The 22,454-nt window shown below is 70.4% G+C and carries 19 protein-coding genes and 1 pseudogene; 13 read left to right on the plus strand and 7 right to left on the minus strand.

Translation table 11 applies throughout. The features are described 5' to 3' along the window. The first annotated feature begins 247 nt into the window (after window positions 1–247). The gene (locus ACZK5D_RS00005) at window positions 248–1,726 is read left to right on the plus strand and encodes a DUF6544 family protein (RefSeq protein ID WP_463663838.1); all 1,479 of its coding nucleotides are present in this window, start codon (window positions 248–250) and stop codon (window positions 1,724–1,726) included. Window positions 1,727–1,786: 60 nt separating this feature from the next. Here ACZK5D_RS00005 and ACZK5D_RS00010 read toward each other — a convergent pair whose 3' ends face one another. Both ACZK5D_RS00010 and ACZK5D_RS00015 read right to left on the minus strand, forming a co-directional pair. Then, window positions 1,787–2,887: an alkene reductase gene (locus tag ACZK5D_RS00010; protein WP_463663839.1), complete on the minus strand. Its 1,101-nt coding sequence runs from the start codon at window positions 2,885–2,887 to the stop codon at window positions 1,787–1,789. Window positions 2,888–2,918: 31 nt separating this feature from the next. Further along, window positions 2,919–3,329 (minus strand): DUF6069 family protein, encoded by a 411-nt coding sequence (locus ACZK5D_RS00015; RefSeq protein ID WP_463663840.1) that lies wholly within the window; start codon window positions 3,327–3,329, stop codon window positions 2,919–2,921. Between the two features lie 96 nt (window positions 3,330–3,425). Here ACZK5D_RS00015 and ACZK5D_RS00020 point away from each other — a divergent pair, with 96 nt between their 5' ends. After that, on the plus strand, window positions 3,426–3,851 hold the full coding sequence (locus tag ACZK5D_RS00020; RefSeq protein ID WP_463663841.1) for a MarR family winged helix-turn-helix transcriptional regulator: 426 nt from the start codon (window positions 3,426–3,428) through the stop codon (window positions 3,849–3,851). A 24-nt stretch (window positions 3,852–3,875) separates the two neighbouring features. Here the strand turns inward: ACZK5D_RS00020 and ACZK5D_RS00025 are convergent, their stop codons facing one another. Continuing rightward, entirely contained in the window at window positions 3,876–4,928 is a 1,053-nt protein-coding gene (locus ACZK5D_RS00025; protein ID WP_463663842.1) for a LacI family DNA-binding transcriptional regulator, read from the minus strand. Between the two features lie 146 nt (window positions 4,929–5,074). Between ACZK5D_RS00025 and ACZK5D_RS00030 the strand changes: the two genes are divergently transcribed. The 7 genes from ACZK5D_RS00030 (at window position 5,075) to ACZK5D_RS00060 (ending at window position 14,993) form a co-directional block, all read left to right on the plus strand. After that, on the plus strand, window positions 5,075–6,391 hold the full coding sequence (locus ACZK5D_RS00030) for an extracellular solute-binding protein (RefSeq protein ID WP_458994905.1): 1,317 nt from the start codon (window positions 5,075–5,077) through the stop codon (window positions 6,389–6,391). Next, complete coding sequence (locus tag ACZK5D_RS00035; protein WP_458994904.1) at window positions 6,388–7,317, plus strand: carbohydrate ABC transporter permease; 930 nt, start codon at window positions 6,388–6,390, stop codon at window positions 7,315–7,317. The genes ACZK5D_RS00030 and ACZK5D_RS00035 overlap by 4 nt, the downstream gene beginning before the upstream one ends. Then, window positions 7,314–8,135 (plus strand): carbohydrate ABC transporter permease, encoded by an 822-nt coding sequence (locus ACZK5D_RS00040; protein ID WP_458994903.1) that lies wholly within the window; start codon window positions 7,314–7,316, stop codon window positions 8,133–8,135. The genes ACZK5D_RS00035 and ACZK5D_RS00040 overlap by 4 nt, the downstream gene beginning before the upstream one ends. Window positions 8,136–8,148: 13 nt before the next feature. Then, window positions 8,149–10,119, plus strand: coding sequence for a right-handed parallel beta-helix repeat-containing protein (locus ACZK5D_RS00045; RefSeq protein ID WP_463663843.1), 1,971 nt, complete (start codon window positions 8,149–8,151; stop codon window positions 10,117–10,119). Between the two features lie 364 nt (window positions 10,120–10,483). After that, complete coding sequence (locus ACZK5D_RS00050; protein ID WP_463663844.1) at window positions 10,484–12,268, plus strand: glycosyltransferase family 2 protein; 1,785 nt, start codon at window positions 10,484–10,486, stop codon at window positions 12,266–12,268. Next, window positions 12,265–12,999, plus strand: a complete 735-nt coding sequence (locus ACZK5D_RS00055; RefSeq protein WP_463663845.1) for an HlyD family efflux transporter periplasmic adaptor subunit — start codon at window positions 12,265–12,267, stop codon at window positions 12,997–12,999. Before ACZK5D_RS00050 ends, ACZK5D_RS00055 begins: the two co-directional genes overlap by 4 nt. Continuing rightward, window positions 12,999–14,993 (plus strand): glycosyl hydrolase, encoded by a 1,995-nt coding sequence (locus ACZK5D_RS00060; protein ID WP_463663846.1) that lies wholly within the window; start codon window positions 12,999–13,001, stop codon window positions 14,991–14,993. The genes ACZK5D_RS00055 and ACZK5D_RS00060 overlap by 1 nt, the downstream gene beginning before the upstream one ends. 7 nt (window positions 14,994–15,000) lie before the next feature. Here the strand turns inward: ACZK5D_RS00060 and ACZK5D_RS00065 are convergent, their stop codons facing one another. Then, on the minus strand, window positions 15,001–16,527 hold the full coding sequence (locus tag ACZK5D_RS00065; RefSeq protein ID WP_463663847.1) for a DUF1593 domain-containing protein: 1,527 nt from the start codon (window positions 16,525–16,527) through the stop codon (window positions 15,001–15,003). A gap of 51 nt (window positions 16,528–16,578) precedes the next feature. Next, the gene (locus tag ACZK5D_RS00070) at window positions 16,579–17,478 is read right to left on the minus strand and encodes an alpha/beta hydrolase (RefSeq protein ID WP_463663848.1); all 900 of its coding nucleotides are present in this window, start codon (window positions 17,476–17,478) and stop codon (window positions 16,579–16,581) included. A 190-nt stretch (window positions 17,479–17,668) separates the two neighbouring features. On the opposite strand from ACZK5D_RS00070, the gene ACZK5D_RS00075 reads away from it, so the two are divergent. Both ACZK5D_RS00075 and trxA read left to right on the plus strand, forming a co-directional pair. After that, window positions 17,669–18,121: a hypothetical protein gene (locus ACZK5D_RS00075; protein WP_463663849.1), complete on the plus strand. Its 453-nt coding sequence runs from the start codon at window positions 17,669–17,671 to the stop codon at window positions 18,119–18,121. Between the two features lie 38 nt (window positions 18,122–18,159). Next, window positions 18,160–18,531: a thioredoxin gene (trxA, locus tag ACZK5D_RS00080; protein ID WP_458994895.1), complete on the plus strand. Its 372-nt coding sequence runs from the start codon at window positions 18,160–18,162 to the stop codon at window positions 18,529–18,531. An 83-nt stretch (window positions 18,532–18,614) separates the two neighbouring features. Here the strand turns inward: trxA and ACZK5D_RS00085 are convergent, their stop codons facing one another. Continuing rightward, complete coding sequence (locus ACZK5D_RS00085; protein ID WP_463663850.1) at window positions 18,615–19,460, minus strand: DUF2231 domain-containing protein; 846 nt, start codon at window positions 19,458–19,460, stop codon at window positions 18,615–18,617. A 99-nt stretch (window positions 19,461–19,559) separates the two neighbouring features. Here ACZK5D_RS00085 and ACZK5D_RS00090 point away from each other — a divergent pair, with 99 nt between their 5' ends. Both ACZK5D_RS00090 and ACZK5D_RS00095 read left to right on the plus strand, forming a co-directional pair. After that, window positions 19,560–20,618, plus strand: a complete 1,059-nt coding sequence (locus ACZK5D_RS00090) for an LCP family protein (protein ID WP_463663851.1) — start codon at window positions 19,560–19,562, stop codon at window positions 20,616–20,618. A gap of 26 nt (window positions 20,619–20,644) precedes the next feature. Further along, a pseudogene (locus ACZK5D_RS00095) lies at window positions 20,645–20,992 on the plus strand (VanZ family protein); the annotation flags it as partial. A 45-nt stretch (window positions 20,993–21,037) separates the two neighbouring features. Here ACZK5D_RS00095 and ACZK5D_RS00100 read toward each other — a convergent pair. After that, window positions 21,038–22,405 carry an MFS transporter gene (locus ACZK5D_RS00100; RefSeq protein ID WP_463663852.1) on the minus strand — a complete coding sequence of 456 codons (1,368 nt, stop codon included), beginning with the start codon at window positions 22,403–22,405 and terminating at the stop codon, window positions 21,038–21,040. Window positions 22,406–22,454 lie beyond the last annotated feature (49 nt).

The raw sequence follows: 22,454 nt of genomic DNA on the forward strand, positions 1-22,454 counted from the left end.
ACGCTCACGCCGGACATGTCCTGACCAAGGCACCCGGAGGGCCAGCTTCGAGGAGAGTCACGACGCGACCGTCGATCCCAACAACACCACCAATGAGGTGGTGACACCAGACTCACAGCTTCGAGGCCGCTACGCGGCACCTCAGCCAGCGGGTGGGGACACCGGCCAGAGGTGATGGGGGGTGCGTGGAGGCCGGCGGCCCACCGTCGTCCTACGATCGTCGTGGAGGTTGAACATGTGGGCCAGCATGACGGGTCGTGATCTGCGCGCACGCCTGGACCGTGACGCCGCGACCCTCGGAGCCGCGACGACGCCCGGGCCGGTCGTCACGGACGAACAGGTCGCCGCGTTGCCGCCGACGGTGCAGCGCTATCTGCGGTTCATGGGGGTGGTGGGGCGCCCGTCGGTGCGCTCGTTCCGGGCGCGCCTGCACGGCAGCTTCCGGCTACGGCAAGGACAGGCGTTCATGCCGGCCGAGGTCTGGCAGTTCAACACGGTGGCGCCGATCGCGCGGCTGTTCTGGATGCGGATCTCCATGGCGGGCGGACTCCTGCCCATGCTGGGCCGTGACAGCTACGTCCACGGCCGTGGCCGGATGCTCGGGAAGCTGCTCGACGCCATCGTCGTGGCCGACGGCCGGGGGGAGCCGTTCGACATCGGCGAGCTCACCACCTGGCTCAACGACGCCGTCCTCCTGGCTCCCTCGATGCTCTTGACCGCGGGGGCCGAGTTCCGGGAGATCGACGACAGGTCCTTCGGCGTGAGCGTCACCGACTCCGGCCGGATAGTCAGCGCGCGGGTGGTCGTCGACGACGACGGCGCCCCCGTCGACTTCCACACCGAAGACCGCTTCGCGGACCTGCCCGGCGGCCCCGTGCGGACGCCGTGGTCGACGCCCATCGACGGCTGGCGTGTCGCGGACGGGCGCCGCATCCCGACGCGGGGTTCGGCGGTGTGGCACCTCCCCGACGGCGACCTCACCTACGGGATCCTCGAGTTCGACGATGTGGAGGACAACCCCGCGCCGCCGCCGCGACCCTCGACCCCCGCCCGTTCCGAGAGCGTCCGGAGCGTCCTGGAGGCTGCCGGGGGAGCGGTGGGTGTTGCGTTGATGCTTGTCGGCTCACCGCTGCTGCGCGGACGGTACAACCGGTGGGGTGCCTCCGATCAGGAGTGTGACGCGGAGATGCCCGGAGACGAGCTCGTCCCGGACCCGGTGCTCAGTTCGACGAGGGCGGTCACGATCGGCGCACCCCCAGAGGCGGTGTGGCCGTGGCTGGCACAGATCGGGCAGGGCCGCGGCGGCCTCTACAGCTACGACGCGCTGGAGAACCTGCTCGGCCTCGACATCCATAGCGCGGACGAGATCCTGCCGGAGCACCAGGGCATCGCGCCTGGTGAGCTGATCCGGTTGGGCAAGAAGGGCTCGCCGTGCTTCCGCGCGGTCGCGGTGGATCGCGGCCGGTCGCTGGTGCTGATCAGCGCCGACCCGGCCACTGAGCAGGCGGTCGCCACCCCGGTGCGGGAGGGAACGGGCGCCACCTGGCAGTGGGAGCTGCATGCGATCGACGGCGGACACGCAACGCGGCTGATCAGCCGCCAGCTCAACACCCACCCGCCGTCGCAGTGCCTCCTGTGGCGGGCGGTGGAGGCGATCGGCTTCGTGATGGAGCGGCGGATGCTGCTGGGCATCAAGGAGCGGGCCGAGTCGAGCGCCGCCTACTGAGACGCCCTCTCGGTGCGGGGGCCCGGGGTGCGCCCCCAGCCCGCGCGCACCCCGGATCGCTCAGGCGACCCGGCCGGGCTCCCCGAACTCCTCGTCAAGGGTGGGATAGTCGGTGTACCCGTGCTCGCCGCCGCCGAATGAGGTCCTGCGGTCGACCTCGTTGAACGGCCCGCCCGCGGCGAGGCGCTCGGGAAGGTCGGGGTTGGCGATGAAGAGGGATCCGTAGGCGATGAGGTCGGCGGTGCCGTCGTCGATCAGCCCAAGCTCGGCAGGACCGGTCGGGTTGGGTCGGGTATCCGGGTTGAGGATCAGTGTGGACGGCCACAGCTGCCGCAGCGCATGTGTCGTCGGCCGTTGCCCGGGAACCTCCATGACGTGCAGGTATGCCAACCCGAGCTCCCCCAGCGCGGTGACGAGCGCAGTGTAGGTGGCTTCCAGGTCGCTTTCGACGATGTCGTGAAGTGCGTTGCCGGGCGAGACCCGGAAGCCCACCCGGTCGCCGCCGATCCTATCGGCCACCGCCTGCGCGATCTCGATCCCGAACCTGGCCCGGTTGGCGGGGGTGCCTCCCCAGCGATCGATTCGCTGGTTGGCGTTGCTGGAGAGGAATTGATGAATCAGGTAGCCGTTCGCGCCGTGCAGCTCCACCCCGTCGAAGCCGGCCTCGACAGCACTCTCCGCCGCGTCTGCGAAGTCCCGGATGGTCGCCTGGATGCCATCTTCATCAAGCGGGGTCGGCTCTGAGAAGGGTTTCGGCCCGGAGTGCGTGTAGATCTGGCCCTCGGCCGTCACCGCGGAGGCGCCCACGGGCAGCAGCCCGTCAGGCAGCAGGGCAGGGTCGGCGACGCGGCCGACGTGCATCAGTTGGGCGAAGATGTGCCCGCCCCGTGCATGCACTGCGGCGGTGACCTTGCGCCACGCCTCCACCTGGGCGTCGGTATGGAGGCCGGGGGTGTCTGGATACCCCTGCCCGACAACCGAAGGTTGGGTGCCCTCGGTGACGATGAGGCCGGCGCTCGCGCGCTGGGCGTAGTAGGTGGCCATCAGATCTGTGGCGGTGGCGCCAGGGCCGAAGGCGCGGCTGCGGGTCATGGGAGCCATCACGATGCGGTTGCGCAGGGTGATCGGACCCAGTGTGTACGGCTGGAACGGAGTGGACATGAGGGTCTCCTGATCTCGGGAGTTGGGCGGGTCAGTGCTGAGCGGGCTTGACGGCGAGGAACCACGCTGCCGACGTGGCGACGTGCATGGTGGCGAGCGCGACCGCCGTGGGAACATCAGCGGCCGCGACGAGCGAGAGTGAACTCACCAGGCCGAGGACCAGGCCGCCCCAGGCCACCACGCGGACCAGGGATGGGCGCCAACGGCTCACCAACCAGACGATCAGTGCGCCGAGCGTGAAGGCGACGAGTGTGGCGGCGAGCACGGCCCAGGCGGAGATCGGATACGGCTGGCCGACGCTGTAGGACGCCCCGGCGAGGGATCCGAGACCGAAGGCTGCGAGGTTGAGGGCGAGCGCGCCGAGGGCGAAGAGCAACGCCCGACGGGGGCGCAGGACGGTTTTAGGGGTGACGGGGCGGGTGGCGGTCGATGTGGCGGACATGCGTGACTCACTCCATGGTTGACTATCCGGACATTTTCGAGATTAACACAATGATTGACTGTGTCAACCATCGACCTGATCGCGTATCATGGCGGGATGAGTGCACAGGAGTTGCCCTTCGACGAGACGCGCGGGCTGGCGCAGCTGATCGTGCGCGTTTCCGAAGAGCTCAAGCTCGACTTCGCCGAGGCGGCGGAGGCGGCTGGATTGCCTGCCCACCTCGCGCGGGCGATCGTCGCACTCTCGGACCCTGCGCCCATGAGGGACCTCGCTGATCACCTCGCGTGCGACCGGTCCTACATCACCACCATCGCGGACCAGTTGGAGGAGCGGGGACTCGTCGAGCGAGCAGCCGGGGCCGATCGTCGCGTCAAGCTGCTGCAGCTCACCCCTGACGGGCTCGAGGTGCGGCACCGGCTCTCTGTCGAGGTGGCCGCACGCTCCCGGGTCATGAAGCGGTTGACGCCTCAACAGCGCGGATCGCTCGGCGCAATCCTCGAGGAACTCCTGGCCGACGACTGACTGTGGGCCCTAGGGGCCAACGGGTCAGCGCTTTGGGAAGGCCGTCGACTCGCGGACCACCAGTTGCGTCGCCAACTGGATGTGGTGGGAGTCCGGCTGTTCGCCCTTCGTCAGCTGCAGAAGGGTCCGCAGCGCCACGCGCCCTATGTCGGCGATGGGCTGGTGCACCGTCGTCAGGGGAGGGGCGGCCGAGACGGCGGCGTAGGTGTCGTCGAACCCCACCACCGACAGGTCCTCGGGGACCCGCAGTCCCCTCCTGCGAGCCACCTCGAGGACGGCCAGCGCGCTGGCGTCGCAGCCGGCGAAGATCGCGGTGGGTGGCTCGTCCAGGCCGAGCAGCTCCTCGGCCATCTCGGCTCCCGCCTCGTGGGTGAAGCCCCGTTGCACGACGAGCTCCCCGTCCAGCGGCACGCCCGCCGCCTCCAGCGCGTTCCGGTACCCCTGTAGCCGCTCCCGCGACGGAGCGGAGTTGGGCGGGCCGCCGGCGTAGGCGATCCGACGGTGCCCCAGGTCCAGCAGGTGCTGCGTGGCCTGCATCCCGCCGGCGAAGTTGGTGGACCCGATGCTGATGGTGTCGCCGTCGAGGGGGTTGAGGGGGTCCACCACGACGACGCTCAGCCCTGCCTGCCGGAACTGCCTGCGCTGCGCTGCGGTCAGCTCGGAGGTGACGACGATGACGCCGGCGCTCCCGCGCGCGCCCAGGTCCCGCACCCACGCCTCGCTCAGCGGCGCGGTGCGGGCCGACGGGGCGTGCTGGAGCACGTTGACCACGACGTCGATCCCCAGCTCCTCCGCCGAGGCGACGACGGCGTCGAGGACCTGCATGGAGTAGACGTTGATGAGGGTGTCGAACACCAGGTTGACCTGGTTGAGCTGGGAGCCGACGCGGGGGCCGGTGCTCGGGACGTAGCCCAAGCGCTGGATGGCGGCCTCGACGATGGCCCGAGTCTCCGCGGCGATGTTGGGCCGGTGATTCAGCACCTTCGACACCGTCGCCTTCGACACGCCCGCCTCGCGCGCGACAAGGTCCAGCGTCGGACGGCGCGGTGAGCGGGGGCTGCTGCGTTGCTCGGTCACATCCCAAGCCTACACGATCCGAAACTGTTTCTCAGTGCATGCGCGTTGACACGCGGCCAGGTCCCGTCTATCGTCGTATTTGTTCACGAAACGAACAGAAAAAGTTTCCGAGCCGGCGATGCAGCCGGCAGCGAAAGGACTCAGCAATGAAGCGACACAACAGACGCCGGTTCGCCGCAGTGGCAGCCGCCTCCCTTCTCTCCCTCGGGCTCGTCGCCTGCGGCGGCGGCACGCAGCCGGGCACCAACCCGTCGGCCAACGCCGACGCCGGGGCCAGCGCGTGGGCGCTCACCGGAGGCAGCGAGGCCGCCTTCCGCGCCGCGTTCGAGAAGTGGAACACGGAGAACCCGGACCGGCAGATCGCCACCGAGTGGTTCGCCAACGACGCCTACAAGGAGAAGATCCGCACCGCCGTCGGCTCGGGCAACGCTCCCACCCTCATCTACTCGTGGGGCGGCGGCACGCTCGCCGACTACGCCGCGAGCGGGCACGTCGTCGACCTCACCGGGTCCGTCGACGACCTCCTCGAGCGCGTGATCCCGTCCGTGGCCCAGAACGGCCAGGTCGACGGCAAGACCTACGCGGTGCCCAACACCCAGAGCCAGCCCGTGGTCCTGTACTACAACGCGGCCGTGCTGGAGGAGGCCGGCGTCGAGGTGCCCACCACCTACGACGAGCTCCTGGCCGTCTCCGAGACGCTCGAGGCGCAGGGCGTCATCCCGTTCGCCCTGGCCGGGCAGAGCCGCTGGCCGATGCTGATGTGGATCCAGTACCTCACCGACCGCATCGGCGGCCCCGAGGTGTTCCAGGCCATCCTCGACGGCGAGCCCGACGCATGGAAGGACCCCGCGATCATCGAGGCCACCACCAGGATCCAGGAGATGGTCGACGCGGGCGTCTTCGGTGACACCTTCGGCTCCGTCGTCGCCGACGCCTCTGCCGACGTCGCCCTCGTCCACACCGGCAAGGCCGCGATGCTCCTGCAGGGCAGCTGGGTCTACCCGACGTTCCTCAGCGACGCCCCGGATCTGGTGGCCGCCGGAGACCTGGGCTACACCACCTTCCCGGCCATCGACGGCGGCGCGGGTGACCCGGCCAACATCGTCGGAAACGCCTCCAACTTCTGGTCCGTCTCGGCCAGCGCCACGGAGGAGGAGCAGCAGATCGCCAAGGACTTCATCGCCTCCGAGGTGCTGTCCGACGACGCCGTCGAGGAGCTCCTCGCCATCGGCACCGTCCCGCCGATCACCGGTCTGGAGGATCAGATCGCCGAGACCGACAACGCCGAGTACCTGTCCTTCGTCTACGGCATGGTGCGCGACGCGCCCCACTTCCAGCTGTCGTGGGACCAGGCCCTTCCGGCCGCGGCCGCGCAGGAGCTGCTCAACAACCTGAGCCAGGTGTTCCTCGGTGAGATCACCCCGGAGCAGTTCTCCGAGAACATGAACGCGACGCTGGGATGAGTGCCAACCACGCCGTGGTCGGTCGGGCGGTGACGCCCGACCGGCCCCGCCGGGGCCTCCGCGCCTCCGGCCCCACGCTGTGGATGGCGGCGCCCGCCCTGGCGTTCTTCGTCGCCTTCGCGATCGTCCCGCTGCTGGGCGTGGTGGTGCTCTCGTTCATGGCGTGGGACGGCCTCGCCGACCCGGTCTGGGCCGGGCTGGACAACTGGACCCGGACGCTGGCGGACCCCATCACCTGGAACGCGGCCCGGCTGACGGCCATCGTGACGATCGTCTCGTGGCTGTTCCAGGCCCCCGTCTCGCTGCTGCTGGGCGTGTTCATGGCCGGACAGCAGCGCTACCGCGCGGTGCTCTCGGTCCTGTTCTTCCTGCCGCTGCTGTTCTCCTCGGCCGCCGTCGGCATCGCGTTCAAGGCGCTGCTGGACCCCAACTTCGGGCTCGGCTCCTCCCTGGACATCCATCTGCTGGCGCAGGACTGGCTGGGCGACCCGGACCTGGCGCTGTGGGTGGTGCTGTTCGTCATCGGCTGGTGCTTCGTGCCGTTCCACTCCCTGCTCTACCAGGCGGGCGTCCGGCAGATCCCGCAGAGCATGTACGAGGCGGCCCTCATCGACGGCGCCGGCCGCGTGCAGCAGTTCTTCTCCATCACGCTGCCGCAGCTCAAGCACACCATCATCACGTCCTCGACCCTGATGATCGTCGGCTCGCTGACCTACTTCGACCTCATCTTCGTGCTCACCGGCGGCGGCCCCGGCAACGCCACCCGGATCCTGCCCCTGGACATGTACCTGACCGGCTTCCGCAGCTACGACATGGGCCGCGCCAGCGTCATCGGCGTGATCCTCGTGGCGCTCGGGCTGGCGGTCTCGCTCGGACTCAACCGGTTGTCGGGTGGAAACCAGGGCAGCCAGATGGAAGGTGCATGATGCGCTCCCGCCCCAACCTCCTCGGTGGCCTCGGCGGCTGGCTGTGGCTGGCCGTCACCATCCTGCCCATCTACTACATCGTGGTGACCAGCCTGCGCCCGCAGTCCGACTACTACAGCGAGAACCCCCTGTCGCTGCCCAGCAACCCCACGCTCGACGCCTACGCGCAGGTGCTGGCCAACGACTTCCTGCGCTACTTCGCCAACTCCGTCATCGTGACCGTGGCGAGCGTCGCGGTGGTGCTGGCGGTCTCGCTGCTGGCGGCCTACGTGGTGGTCCGCTCCACCCGCCCGGCCGCGCAGAGGCTGTTCCGTGCGTTCCTGCTGGGCATCGCCATCCCCATCCAGGCGACGATCATCCCCGTCTACTACCTCATCGTCCAGATCGGGCTGTACGACACCCTGCTCGCCCTGATCCTGCCCTCGATCGCCTTCGCGATCCCGATCACGGTGCTCATCCTGTCCAACTTCCTCCGCGACGTGCCCGCCGAGCTGTTCGAGGCCATGCGCGTCGACGGCGCGGGCGAGTGGAAGACGCTCTGGCACCTGGCGCTGCCGCTGACCAGGCCGGCCATCGTCACCGTCGCCGTCTACAACGCCCTCAACGTGTGGAACGGGTTCCTCTTCCCGCTCATCCTCACCCAGAGCGCCGAGACGCGCGTGCTGCCGCTGTCGCTGTGGTCATTCCAGGGTGAGTTCTCCGTCAACATCCCGGCGGTGCTGGCCGCCGTCGTCCTCTCCGTCCTCCCCATCCTGGCCGCCTACATCGTGGGCCGCCGCCAGCTGGTCTCCGGCCTCACCGCCGGGTTCGGCAAGTAAGAAAGGTCCGTCCATGATCACCACCTACCACGTGTCCCCGCACGGGTCCGACGCCGCGGCGGGCACGCAGGAGGCACCCTTCCGCACCATCAACCGCGCGGCCGCCGTCGCCATGCCCGGCGACACCGTCGTCGTGCACGAGGGCGTCTACCGCGAGTGGGTCAAGCCCCGCCGCGGCGGACTCAGCGACACCAGGCGCATCACCTATGAGGCCGCCCCCGGCGAGCACGTGGTGATCACGGGGGCGGAGCGGGTCACCACCTGGGAGCAGGTCGACGCGACGGTCTGGAGGGCCGTGGTCGACAACTCGCTGTTCGGCGACTTCAACCCCTACGCGGAGACCGTCGACGGCGACTGGATCGTGTACCCCAAGGGAGCGCCCCGCAAGCACCTCGGCGACGTGTACCTCGACGGTCGCTCGTTCTACGAGGTGAGCACGCTGGCAGAGGTGGCGGACCCGCAGGTGCGCGCCACGATGATCGACGACTGGACCGGCGCCACCGACGCCGTGCGGGACCAGGATCAGACCCGCTACGTCTGGTACGCCGAGGTCGGCGAGGACGCCACCACCATCTGGGCCAACTTCCAGGGCGCCGACCCCAACGCGGAGCTGGTGGAGATCAACGTGCGCCGGTCGGTGTTCTTCCCCGATCGGCACCATCTCGACTGGATCACGGTGCGCGGGTTCGAGCTGGCCCAGGCGGCCTGCCCGTGGACGCCGCCGACGGCGGACCAGCCGGGGCTGATCGGCCCGAACTGGGCGAAGGGCTGGATCATCGAGGACAACCTGATCCACGACGCCAAGTGCTCAGCCATCTCGCTGGGCAAGGAGGCCTCTACCGGCCACAACTACGCCACCGAACGCGGTGACAAGCCCGGATACCAGTACCAGCTGGAGTCCGTCTTCTCCGCCCGCCAGATCGGCTGGGACAAGGAACACGTCGGATCCCACATCGTGCGGCGCAACACCATCCGCGACTGCGGGCAGAACGGCGTCGTCGGCCACCTCGGCTGCGTGTTCTCCACCATCGAGGACAACCACATCTACAACATCGCCATCAAGCGCGAGTTCTACGGCTACGAGATCGGCGGCATCAAGCTCCACGCAGCGATCGACGTGGTCATCCGCCACAACCGCATCCACGACTGCTCGCTCGGCACCTGGCTGGACTGGCAGACCCAGGGCACCCGGATCACGCGCAACCTGTTCTACAACAACAACCGCGACATCTTCATCGAGGTCAGCCACGGCCCCTACCTCGCCGACCACAACGTGTTCGGCTCGCCGGCGTCGGTGGAGCTGTTCAGCCAGGGCGGGGCGTTCGTGAACAACCTGGTCGCCGGCACGGTGTCGCTGGAGCCGGTGATCGACCGCCCGACGCCGTACCACGTGCCGCACAGCACGCAGGTGGCCGGATACGCGGCCATCATGGGCGGCGACGACCGCTGGATCGGCAACGTCTTCCTCGGCGGCGACCCCTCGGTGGCGTACGGCCCGACGGCGCGCGCGGGCCAGGTGGTGGGCCACGGGACGGCCGGCTATGACGGGCATCCCGCGTCGTTCGAGGCCTACATGGCCCAGCTCGACGACCCGAGCCGCGGGGACCACGAGCGGTTCGCAGGCGTCAGGCAGGCCGTGTACCTGAGCCGCAACGTCTACCTCGCCGGCGCCGCGGCGTTCGAGGGGGAGAGCGACGCCCGCGTGCTCGACGGGGTTGCGAGGGTGGCGGTCGTCGAGGAGGCCGACGGCGTGTACCTCGAGACCGAGTTGCCCGCCGGGTTCGAGGCGGACGTCGTGGGTCTCATCTCGGGACGGGACCTCGGCCGGGTCCGGTTCGTCGACGCGGAGTTCGAGGAGCGCGACGGCACCCCGGCGAGGCTCGACGCGGACCTCGTCGGTGGGCTCAAGGAGGAGGGCGGCTCGTACGCGGCCGGCCCCGTCGTGGGTCTCGGGGAGGGAACCTCGCGCACCCGGGTGTGGTGAAGTTGCGGCCCTCCGGTGGGTCCGGCGGCCTTGCGCCGCAGGGCCCACCGGCCTCGCGGAGTGCCGCGAGGCAGTGACCCAGCGGGCCCGACCCGAGTGGGCGGCACTGGGTGCGGATGACGCGTCACTTGGAAGTCCCAGTGGGAGAGAATTTTCTGGGGCCCCGAGGCTGCCGCATCACACCTTGTCAGCGCAGTGTCCAGGTGTGAGGCGGGACCGTTACCGGACAAGTGTCTCGACATCGTGAAATTGACTTTTCACTTTTCAAGGCGCAGTTTTGAATACGTACCCCGCCAATGGCCGCCGATCGGGAGGCCTCACGGGCGTACCCGGCACCTCGGCGTCCCTGACGTTTGGAGGCCTCGTGCCGACAAGACGAAACCACCCCAATGACTGGCGCCCAGCGCCCACCAACCTCTCCGACCTGAACATCGAGAACGAGCTGTCGGAGTCCGGCCCCGTCGAGGAGCGCCGGGAGGCCACCCGCAACCGGCACTCGCCGGCGGTGCTCGCGCTGACGATCCTCGCCACCATCGGCGTCGTCGCCTACACCGTCTTCCTGCTGCAGATCGACAACCGCGGAGACCTGCTCCCGTGGCTGCTCGTCATCGGCGCGGAGCTGATCCTGGTGTTCCTCGGGCTGATGAGCATGTGGACGATGCTGGCCGGCTACAACAAGCAGCCCCCCTACGCCTTCCACGAGGCGCAGCGCCGCCTGTACAACCCGCGCCTGAACGACGAGCTCGGCATCGCCGACGACGCCACCGCGTGGCCGATGTTCATCAACCGCCGCCAGGTGGACGTGGACGTGTTCATCACCGTGTTCGGCGAGGACCTCCACGTGATCCGCCAGACGGTCACCGCGGCGCTGGCCATGCACGGCCGCCACGAGACCTACGTGCTCGACGACGGCGACTCCGACGAGGTCCGCGACCTCGCCGCCGAGCTCGGGGCCGGCTACATCCGCCGCCTCGGCAGCTCCGGCGCGAAGGCCGGCAACGTCAATCACGCGCTGTCCATCACCCACGGCGAGTACTTCCTCATCCTCGACGCCGACTTCGTGGCCAAGCCCGAGATGCTCGAGGAGACGCTGCCCGCCATGGCCGACGACACCGTCGCCTTCGTGCAGACCCCGCAGGTCTACGGCAACCTCCACACCACCATCGCGCGTGGCGCGGCGTACATGCAGTCCATGTTCTACCGCTACATCCAGCCGGGCCGAAACGAGTTCAACGCGGCCTTCTGCGTGGGCACCAACGTGCTGTTCCGGCGCAAGGCCGTCAAGGAGATCGGCGGCATGTACACCGGCTCCAAGTCCGAGGACGTGTGGACGTCGCTGCTGCTGCACGAGCGCGGCTGGAAGTCGGTGTTCCTGCCGCAGACGCTCGCCGTCGGCGAGGCCCCGGAGACCGTCGAGGCCTACAGCAAGCAGCAGCTGCGCTGGGCCACCGGCGGGTTCGAGATCCTGCTGACCCACAACCCGTTCTCGCGCCGCCGTCGCCTCACCCTGGACCAGCGGCTGATGTACTTCGTCACCTCGACGCACTACCTGAGCGGCATCGCCACCGGTGTGCTGCTGTTCGTGCCCGCGCTGGAGATCTTCTTCGACCTGCGGCCCATCGCCGTCGCGGTCGGCCCGCTGGAGTGGGCGCTGTACTACTCGGGCTTCTACATCCTGCAGATCCTGCTGTCGGCGCTCATCCTGGGTACGTTCCGCCCCGAGGTGCTGCTGCTGTCGGCGGCGTCGTTCCCGATCTACATCAAGGCGTTCCGCAACGCGCTCTACGGCATCGACGTCAAGTGGTCGGTCACCGGCACCACGGGCGGACGCGCGTCGGCGTTCAACTTCATCATGCCGCAGGTGCTCACCTTCGTCTTCCTGGTCGTCACCTCGGCCGTGGGCATCTGGCGCGACCTGCTGATGTCCACGCTGAACGTCGCGACCTTCTGGTCCGTGGTCAACACCTTCGTGCTCGGTCTCTTCGTCTGGACCGCGTGGCGCGAGGACCGTCTGCGCGCCCGGCCCCAGGCCTCGCGCGCGCTCCACCCGGCCGCCCCCCGCGAGGCGGCGCAGCCCGCCCTCACCCCCGTTCTCGACCGCGACGCCCTCGTCGCGGCCCACGCCCACACCAAGGAGGCAGTCTCATGACCTGGCTGACCAGACTCAAGATGCTCGGCGGCGTGCTCGCCGTCCTCGCCCTCGCCTTCGCGCTGACCCTGCTCTTCAACCAGCGGATGACGCAGGCCCACAGCCTGTCCGCCTCCGTCACGGCCCCCACGTTCGACGTGGGCTCGGGCTACGGCGGCATCGTCACCGAGCAGCTCGTCAAGGACGGGGACGCCGTGTCCGCCGGAGACGTGCTGTTCGTGGTGAGCAGCAGCTCCCTGCAGCAGGCCGTGAGCCAGGGCTCGGCCCCCGGCTCGACCGTGGCCTACAACCTGGACCTGGAGACCGGCACCATCACCTACACCGCCGTCAGCGACGGATACGTGGTGGATCTCGCCGCGACCCACGGCTCATACATCCCCGACGGCGCCGTCCTGGCCCGCGTGGTCAGCGAGGAGCGCGCCGTCGAGGGCTACTACAAGCTCAGCCCCGTCGACTACGGGCGGGTGGAGGACGGCGCGTCCGCCACCATCGTGCTGCCCAACCTGCAGAAGCTCGACGCCACCGTCGAGAGCGTCCAGGTGGAGACCGAAGACGGGGAGGCCGTGGCCGTCATCCGGATGACCAGCGACACCCTCGTCGACCCCTCGCTCGCCTCCCTCACCCGCGACGGCACCCCCGTCACGGCCCAGGTGCACCTGCGCGACGACGGCATCCTGGCTGGGCCCACCGCCGCCGCCCTGGCGTTCCTCACCAAGATCGGCCTGCGCTGATGAGGGGCGCACGCGCCCTGGCCGCGGGGGTCGCGGCCACGCTGCTCCTGGCCGCCTGCACCGGCCCGCCGTCGGACGAGGGTTCCGTCGCCGCCGGTGAGGGCGTCGCCTGGGCGCCCGAGGGTATGGCGGAGACGATCGCGGGCATCGGCACCGTGCCGAGCAAGGACCTGAAGGCCGTCCGCCTGGCCGACGGTGTCATCCCGCCCACCAACCGCTGGTTCTCCGGGCTGGTGTTCGGCGACGCCCCGCAGCCGGTCTACCCGCTGCCCCTGTCGTTCGCGCTCACCGACGACGGGCTGACCTTCGGCCTGCCCGCGGTGACCACCACCGAGAAGACCATCATGGGCACCAACGCGCCCGTGGTGCAGGTGTCGCTGGGCGAGCGGCCGACGTGGCAGGTGGTCGCCTACGACGACCTGTCCGTCACCGCCGAGGCCTCGGCCGGCGGGTCGCCGCTGGGCCGGGTCACCATCGTGCAGGGGTCGCCCTACGTCACCTACACGGCGATCCGGGACCACGAGCTCAGCACGCAGGCGCCCTTCGAAGCCGCCGGCGAGCACGCCGAGCTGACCGTCGGCGACGACCAGTACGTGGCCGTGGCCGACGGCGGGTCCATCGACGGGGCGAGCGTGACTCTCCCCGAGGGCGCCTCCGTCACATGGGGCGCGGTGCCCGAGGGCGGCGACGCCGCCCGCATCGCGGAGCTGGCCGGACCGGTCACGGCCACGGGCGTGTCCTACGAGGTGGACGGCTCGGTGCGCACCACGCTGAGCTACGAGACCGACGAGCCCACCGCCGTGGCGCGGATGCCGCACCAGAGCGACGACTCCGCCACCTGCGACCTCGGCACGTACTCCAGCAGCTTCGGCACCATGCAGGCGTGCGAGGGCAACGAGATCTCGTGGGAGACCACCGCCTACGAGGCGCGCGGGGAGCTGGACCTGTCCGACCTCTCGGGGGAGGAGTCCGACGAGCTGCGGGCCGCCCTGACCGCAGACCTGGCCGCGGCGAAGGACTACCCGGCCGACACCTACTTCGGCGGCAAGGCCCTCTACCGCGACGCTCAGCTCTACTCGATCGCCCGACAGCTGGGTGCCGAGGAGGAGGCGACGGCGGTGCGCGAGCGCGTCCGCGAGACCCTCGTCCGCTGGGCCAACCCGGAGGGCTGCACGACGGAGGCCGCGTTCTGCTTCGGCTACGACGAGGTCAACCGCGGGATCGTGGGGCTCACGCCGTCGTTCGGGTCGGACGAGTTCAACGACCACCACTTCCACTACGGCTACTTCCTGTACGCCGCCGGGGTGCTGGGCGCCGACGACCCGGAGCTGGTGGAGGAGATCCGCCCCGTGATGGACCTGCTGGCCGCCGACATTGCGTCGTCGCCGGCCAACGAGTACTTCCCGGGCCGCCGGACGTTCGACGTGTACGCGTCCCACTCGTGGGCCTCGGGCACCTCGCCGTTCGCCGACGGGAACAACCAGGAGTCGTCGTCGGAGGCGGTGCTCGCCTGGGCGGGGCTGTCGCTGTGGGCGAAGGCGTCCGGGCAGGCGGACCTGGAGCGTGAGGCCACCTGGCTGCACGCGCTCGAGGCGCAGGCCGCGCGGGCGTACTGGACTGATTTCGACGAGTCGGATCCGGTCTACGACGGTTACGACCACACCGTGATCCCGCTGAACTTCGGAGGCAAGCGCGACTACGCCACCTGGTTCTCGCCCGAGCCTGCCGCCATGCTGGCCATCCTGCTCATCCCGGTGAGCCCTTCGTCGGACCACCTTGCGGGAGATCCCGAGCGGATCGCGCGCAACGTCGCCGAGGCCACGTCGACGGCGGGCTTCAACCAGACCTACGGCGACTACCTGCTCATGTACTCCGCCCTGGCGGGCGAGGAGGAGAGGGTCGCGGCGTTGGAGGAGGCGCGGGCGCTGGACGCCGTCGACGACGGCAACACCCGCACCTACCTCCTGGCCTGGCTGATGGCGCTGCGGAGCTGAGGCCGGCTCAGGCCACCGCGACGACGAACTGGGCGTAGCGGGTCAGCGGGGGAGTGCCGTCGTCGGTCACGGCGAGGACGACGACCACCCGCTGGCCCGGCTCGGCCGTGGCCGGGACGGTGAGGGTGGCCTCGAAGCCGTCCGGCCGGAGGACGGGCGCGTCGACGACGCTGCCGGCCTCGGCGTAGACGCTCCAGGAGGGGCTGAGGGTGTCGCCGTCGGGGTCTGTTGCTGTCGCGGCGAGCCGCACGGCCTGGCCCGGCGAGGCGCTGAGGTCCGGGGTGTCGGCCGTGACGACCGGCGCGTGGTTGGCGCCGTCGAAGGCCGGGGTCACGCCCCAGTCGGCGCGGGCCGCGAAGTCGTTCTGGATCTCGGGGATCCAGCGCAGGATCGTGTACAGGCGCTGCGCCTGCCCCGTGTGCGGATTGTGGTCCTCACCCGCGGTCAGCACGTGCGGTGTGTCGGTGGCCACCATGCGGCCCGCCCATCCGCCCAGCGTCGGGTCCTCGAGGAAGCGCAGGCCGGTGGGGATCAGGCACATGAACGCAGGCGTGTCGCCCTCGCCGGTGAAGTCCAGCCGCTCGAAGCCGCCGATGAGGTCGAACATCCGGAACGCCGACGGGTCCTTGGCCTGCCCCGGCTGCCAGCCGGGGTTGTCGCCCTCACCCTCGAACCAGGTGCCGTCCCCGATGAGCCCGTAGTTGGCCAGCACTGGGCCGTGTCCGTACTTGATGTTGTTGGCCCAGAATCCGCCCTTGAAGTAGGGCAGGACCTCGGGAGCGGCGTGGAGGCGCGAGAACGAGGTGTAGCCGGCGAAGGCCCCGTCGAAGTCCAGCATGGCGACCTCGGGCCAGGCGCCGGCGATGTAGTCGGCGTACGCGGTGTCCTGCTGGCCGATGCTGAGGATCACCGCCTTGCGCGACACCGCCTCCTTGATCCCGGCCCACTCCGGCGAGCCGGCGTGCTCGAGCTCGATGCTCAGCAGCGCCCGGGCGACGGTGTTCGTCCCGCCCCAGATCTGCAGGTAGAGCGGACGCGGGTCGTCGTCGAGCAGGGCCGCCTTGATCAGGTCGGAGCCCTCGGTGTCGGCGTGGAAGTCGCTCTCGAAGGCCACGTTGCCGACGGCGACGGTGGCCCACAGCTCGGCGGGCGACGGGTACCGCGCATCGTGCTGGAGGAGGTTGGGGTAGATGCGGCTGTAGTCGTCGAGGATGATCCGCTCCATCCAGCCCATCGGCTCCCAGCGCCACGTCAGCGCGTCGTCGGAGCGGGCCTCGCTGCCCGCGGTCTCGCCCATGTAGCCGGTGATCAGGCCGGCCTCCCGCGCCTCGCGGAGCGTGTGGACGCCGTCGCCCTGCCAGTGGTGCACCGACGAGTTGTAGATCAGCCCGATGAGGTCGAGCTCGTTGGCGTAGTGGAGCAGGCGGAGGAACGAGTTGATGTCGTCGGCCTCGCTGTCGGTGGTGACGATGGTCCTCGGCAGCGAGGCCCGGCCCGGCGACGCGGGGGCGGTGAGGGGAGTGTGCGTGGTCACGGCGTCAGAATATCACTGCATGGCCGAATATCTATGCCCGACAGCTGTCGGTCACAGGCCGTCGAGGAACGACAGCATCGCCGCGACCGTCGTGCCCTGCGCCGCCTCCCGCGACACCTCCGGGGTGCCGTCCCCGGCCTGCGGGCCGTAATCGCCGAAGAAGGCGTGCACGCCGCCGTCGATGACGACGAACGTCGCGTCGCCGGGGAGCGTCGCGCGGCTGGCCTCCACGTCGTCCGGCGTGGTGAGCATGTCGTTGCTCCCGGAGATGCTGAGCACCGGCAGGTCGGATGCGGACAGATCCCCGAGCGGGTAGGAGGCCAGCAGGATCAGCCCGGCCTCACCGCCAGAGTCGGCCTGGCTGGACGCCACCACCCCGCCGAGCGAGTGCCCGGACATCACCCACTGCGTGACGTCGGGGAACGCCTGCGAGGCCCCGGCCGCGACGCCCGGCGCCAGGAATGCGATGCCCAGCGGCGGCTTGGCGATGTAGACCGGATGCCCGGCCTCCGCCAGGGGCGCCAGGAGGGGGATGTAGGCGCGGGGGTCGACGAGCGCGCCAGGGATGAACGCCACGCCCGTGTCGTCCGCGCCGGCCGTGGGCGCGAGCCGGATCGCGCCTGCGTCGGACGTGACCACGACGCCGGGTGGGGCCTCGATGCTTGCCGGGTCCGCCACCTGGACGCGGTAGGGCGCCAACCAGAGCGTGGCGGCGGCGAGCCCGACGCCGAGTGCGGCGTACAGCCACCGTCGGATCGTTCTGGCCGTGCCCGGCCTCGGCTTCCGGCCCACGGCCGCCCACACGATCAGACCCGCACCGGCCACGACGGCGACGATGAGCCAGGCCAGATACGCCCAGTGCCCCGCGACGACGGCGTCGCCCGACTTCAGCACGCCCGCCAGCACGGCCAGCAGCAGCGCCGCACCCGGCACGATTCGAGTCCACACCACGGGCCAACGGTAGCCGCGGACAGGGTTGGCGGGCGGGGCCGGGCGCACGAAACGCCGTCGGAAGCGGCTGCCGATGACGTATGGGGCCACGAGGGCGGATTCCGACGGCGTGTCGTGCCCAGGGAGGAGGCGGGGGAGGGGAGGGCGTCGGGCGTTTTGGATACCCCCTGGGGTATGACATACTAGCCGAGTGAGCACCTCAGGACCCGACCTCGCGCCCCGCACCCAGCCCATCCTGGGCGCCGTGACGGTCCCGGCCGGCGGGCCCGCCTACTGGCGGGCCGCCTGGTCCGCCCGGCACACCGCCACCGCGGCGGTGAGCGCGATCGTGCTCCTTGCCGTGCTCGTCTCCGCCCGCCAGAACGCGCTCGGCGGCGGCCTGCCCCACGGCCTGGACACCACGGTCCTGGCATTGGCCGCCCTGGTCGGCGCTGTCACCCTCGCCACCTACGTGCCGCCGGCCGGCGTGCCGGCCCGGGAGCACCTCGCCGGGGGGTCGTGCGGGGTCATCCCGCTGGCCGCCACCGTCGTCGCCCCTGTCATGCTCGCCCAGGCCCCGGCCACGCTGCTACCGCTCGTGGCCCTCGTCGCCTGCTACGGCGTGGCGGCGGGCAAGCGCATCACCGATCACGCCTCCTGCTGACCCGCCTTGCCGATATCCCTCCCGAAAGGAACCGACACATGTCCACTCTTGAACTGACCGCCGAGAACTTCGAATCGACCGTGACCAGCGAGGGGATCACCTTCGTGGACTTCTGGGCCGACTGGTGCATGCCCTGCCGCGCCTTCGCCCCCGTCTTCGAGAAGGCTGCCGACGCCCACCCGGACGTCCGCTTCGGCAAGGTCGACACCGAGGCCGAGCGCGCCCTCGCCGGCGCGGCAGAGATCTCCGCCATCCCCACGCTGATGGCCTTCCGCGACGGCGTGCTGGTCTTCCGCCAGTCGGGCGCCCTGCCCGCGAAGGCGCTCGAGGAGGTCATCGAAGCCATCGAGGCCCTCGACATGGACGACGTCCGCCGCCAGATCGACGAGGCCGACGCCCAGGCCGTCTGACCACGACGAGACCGCCCGGTCCGCGAGTGCGGCCGGGCGGTCTCGCTGCGTCCACGGCCGGCGGGGCGGGGCGTCCGCGGGCCTCAGGCCAGGGGGCCGAGCAGGAACTGGCTCAGCCGCTGGTTCGGCAGTGCCGCGTCTCCGTGCTGGGTTCCGAAGGCGCTGGTGGCATCGCTCCCGCACAGGGGGATGATCCGCTCCGGTCCGCCGGGGTGCTGCGGGATCCAGTCGGTGACGTCGTAGACGAACCCGTTGACAGCCACCCAGCACGAGTCCGCGGTGGCATGCTCGGCCACCATGTCCATGGTGTAGCCCTCCTCGGGCACGTAGGTGTTGGTGGCGGGCGGGGTGCCGATCCGCGACGGCGAGGCGCTGGGCTCCGTCGACGGGGTGGCCTCGGCCGTGGTGCTGGGTGAGGCCGGCGCGGACGAGGATGCAGACGGCGGGGCCGAGGCGCTGGGGGTGGGCGAGCCTTCGGGCGTGGAGCCGACCCCGCCCCAGACGGCTGTGGCGCCGGAGTGCCCCACCAGCACCGTCAGTGCGATGATCGCGGCCGACAACCCGGCCGCGACCCACCCCGCGACATCGCGGGCCGTGGACGGCTCGTCGTCCTCCTCGCCGCGCACCCACCACAGCCACCCTCCCGCGAACACCAGATAGCCGACGGCGCTGAACGCCAGCGTGGTGCCCAGCGTCTGGTGCGTGGCCGGGATGCCGACGCGCTCGGCCAGCTCGTTGCCCGAGAGCATGGCCACCACCGCCGAGCCGGCCCCCACCACGAGCAGCCCCAGGAGCGGCAGCGCGAACCGCGCCCGCCACCTGGGAACCACCGCGAGCGCCATCACGCCCAGCGCCACGAGGGGGAGGAGCACGACGACAGCGTGCACGACGAGCGGGTGGAGAGGCAGCCCCAGCACGGTGTCCAACATGGATCGAGCGTAGTCGCGAGGGTGCCTCCACGAAACAGCACGGGGCGGACGGACGCGGCCTCCTTTGGTCCCGGTTCGCCGACGGTGGACAATGGGCCCATGAAGAGAGCAGCGGACGAGGGCCTGGACGTCCTGGACGACGACGCCACCCCCCGGCGGAAGCAGCGCCGCGGACCGCTGTTCGTCCTCCTGATGGCGTGCGTTGGCGTGCTGGTGCTGGCGCTTGCCGTCGGCGGTTACTACGCCGCGCGGAGCCTGTCGGCGCTCGATTCGATCTCCCGCGAGGAGCAACTCACCCCGCAGGACTACGAGGGCAGGCCGGACGCCGCCGTCCCCGCCCCTGCCACCACGCCCGGCGCCCCCGAGACCGCGGCCCCGATCAACTTCGTGCTCATGGGCAGCGACTCCCGGGGTGACGTGGAGGACGGCCGCAGCGATTCGCTGATGATCGCCCACGTCACGGGCGACCGCCAGGGCGTGTACCTCATCTCCTTCCCCCGCGACATGTGGGTGGACATCCCGGGCCATGGGAAGGGCAAGCTGAACTGGGCCTACGCCTTCGGCGGCCCTCAGCTGACCGTGCGCACCCTCGAGCAGCTGACGGGGGTCCGCATGGACCACACCGTGCTGATCGACTTCGAAGGGTTCATTCAACTCACCGACGCCGTCGGCGGTATCGACGTCTACAACCCCTGGGCCACCGAGCAAAACGCCGGGATGCGCTTCGGGGAGGGCCTGATCCACCTCGAAGGTGAACGGGCGCTGCAGTACGTGCGCGAGCGCTACCAGCTCCCCAACGGGGACCTCGACCGCGCCTACCGCCAGCGCACGGTGGTCAAGGAGATCATCCGCAAGATCATGACGCCCGCCACGCTGGCCAACCCGGTCACCTTCTCCGAGGTGGTGGGCAAGCTCGCGGACACGGTGAGCGTCGACGAGGCGATGACCAACCAGTTCGTCACCGAGCTGGCGCTCTCGATGCGGCTGACGGGAACCGGGTCCATCGGCATGCTGCAGGCGCCGGACAAGGGCACGGGGATGGTGGGCAGCCAGTCGGTGGTGGTGGTGGACACCGAGGGCCTGGCCGAGTTGTCGCGCGCGCTCGCCGAGGACGGGATGCACGAGTACCACGCGGCGCACCTCGGCGAGGACGGATAGGCACTGCCGCAGTGACGGGCCACAGGATGGTCCGGTGGTGGGCCTTCGCGCTCCTCGTCGCGCTCGCCGCGCCCATCGCCTGGCTGGTGTTCGTGGCCGACGGCTGGACGGTGAACAGGCTGGTTGTGGCCATCTGGAGCCGGGCCGAGGCGCTCGGCGTCAGGGCCACCCCCGAGCAGACCGACGGCGTGCTCAACCTCCTCATGCTGCTCCCGTCGACCCTGCTGGCCAGCCTGTGGCTGCCGCGGGTGCGGTGGTGGGTGTGGACGGCGGCGGGGGCGGCCACCTCGGCGGCGATCGAGACGGTCCAGTACTTCACCGCCCGCGACGCCAACGGCTACGACCTGGCGTTCAACACTCTCGGTGCCGCCGTCGGCGCGCTGGCAGGGGCATGGCTCAATCGGGCCCTCGCCGCTCGGTCAGGTCTCGTCGAGGGCCCTGTCGGTGTACTCGGGGAGGAACCAGGCGGCCACCATGGCCATGCCGAACATGACCCCGAACAGCAGGAAGAGGGTGGAACGGCCGGCGCCGGCCACGATCCACGGGACCAGTAGGGGCGCGAGCATCGCCGCGATCCGGCCGAACGCCGTCGCCGCACCGGCCCCTGAGGCGCGCATCGCCGTCGGGTATACCTCGGGGGTGATGGCGTAGAGCGCGCCCCAGGCGCCGAGGTTGAAGAACGACAGGACGCAGCCGGCGCCGAGCGTGATCGCGTACAGGGCGCTCTCGGAGCCGGGGGCCACCGCGGCCGCGACATCAGGGGCCATCCCGAAGGCGACGGCGCCCACCACCGAGCCGCCGAGGAACGTCACGAGCGTGGGCCGACGGCCCCACACCTCCACCAGCACCGCGGCCAGCGCGTAGCCGGGCAGCTGCGCCAGTGTCATGTAGAGGGTGAACTCGAACGAGCGCACAAGCGTCATGCCGCCCTCGTAGAGGAGGGTGGGCAGCCAGATGAAGGCGCCGTAGTAGGCGAAGTTGATGCCGAACCAGGTGAGCCACAGCGCCACCGTGCGGCGCCTGAAGCGGCTGCTCCAGAGCTCGCGGCGGGTGTCCGTCGCCGCCGGGGCGGGGGCGGAGTCCGGAGCCTTCTGCTCCTCCTCGACCGTGACGCACGCCTCCCGCTCGAAGTCCCGGACGATGGCCTCCGCCTGCGCGTGCCGGCCCTTGCCCTCGAGGAACCGGACGGACTCCGGCAGCCCGAACCGCACGATCAGCGAGTACGCCGCGGGGACGGCGCCGAGCGCCAGCGCCCACCGCCAGCCGTTCTGGTTGGGCACCACGAAGAATCCGACGGTGGCGGCCGCCAGCCAGCCCACCGCCCAGAACGACTCGAGCGCCACGACGACGCGGCCGCGGATCCTGCGTGGCGCGAACTCGCTCACCAGGGTGGAGGCCACGGGCAGTTCGGCTCCTAGCCCGAGGCCGACGATGAACCGGAAGATGATCAGCATCGCCAGCCCGGTGGACAGGGCGGAGAGCCCCGTCGCGATGCCGTAGACCAGCAGCGTGAGCGCGAACACCTGGCGGCGGCCGATCCGGTCCGCCAGCAGCCCTCCGAGGGAGGCGCCGAAGGCCATGCCGACGAACCCCACCGAGCCCAGCAGCGACAGCTCGCCGCCGGTGAGGCCCCATTCCTTCGCCAGCGCGGCCATGATGAACGAGATGAGCCCGATGTCCATGGCGTCGAGGGCCCAGCCGACGCCCGAGCCGAACAGGAGCTTGTTGTGCTTCCGCGTGTAGGGCAGCTCGTCGAGGCGCTGCGAGCGCGTCATGAGACCAGACATGCTGGCAGTCTAGGGAGGCTGAGGGCTCTGCGTGGGTCACCGCCCCCGG

Source organism: Tessaracoccus yangjingae, assembly GCF_055326235.1.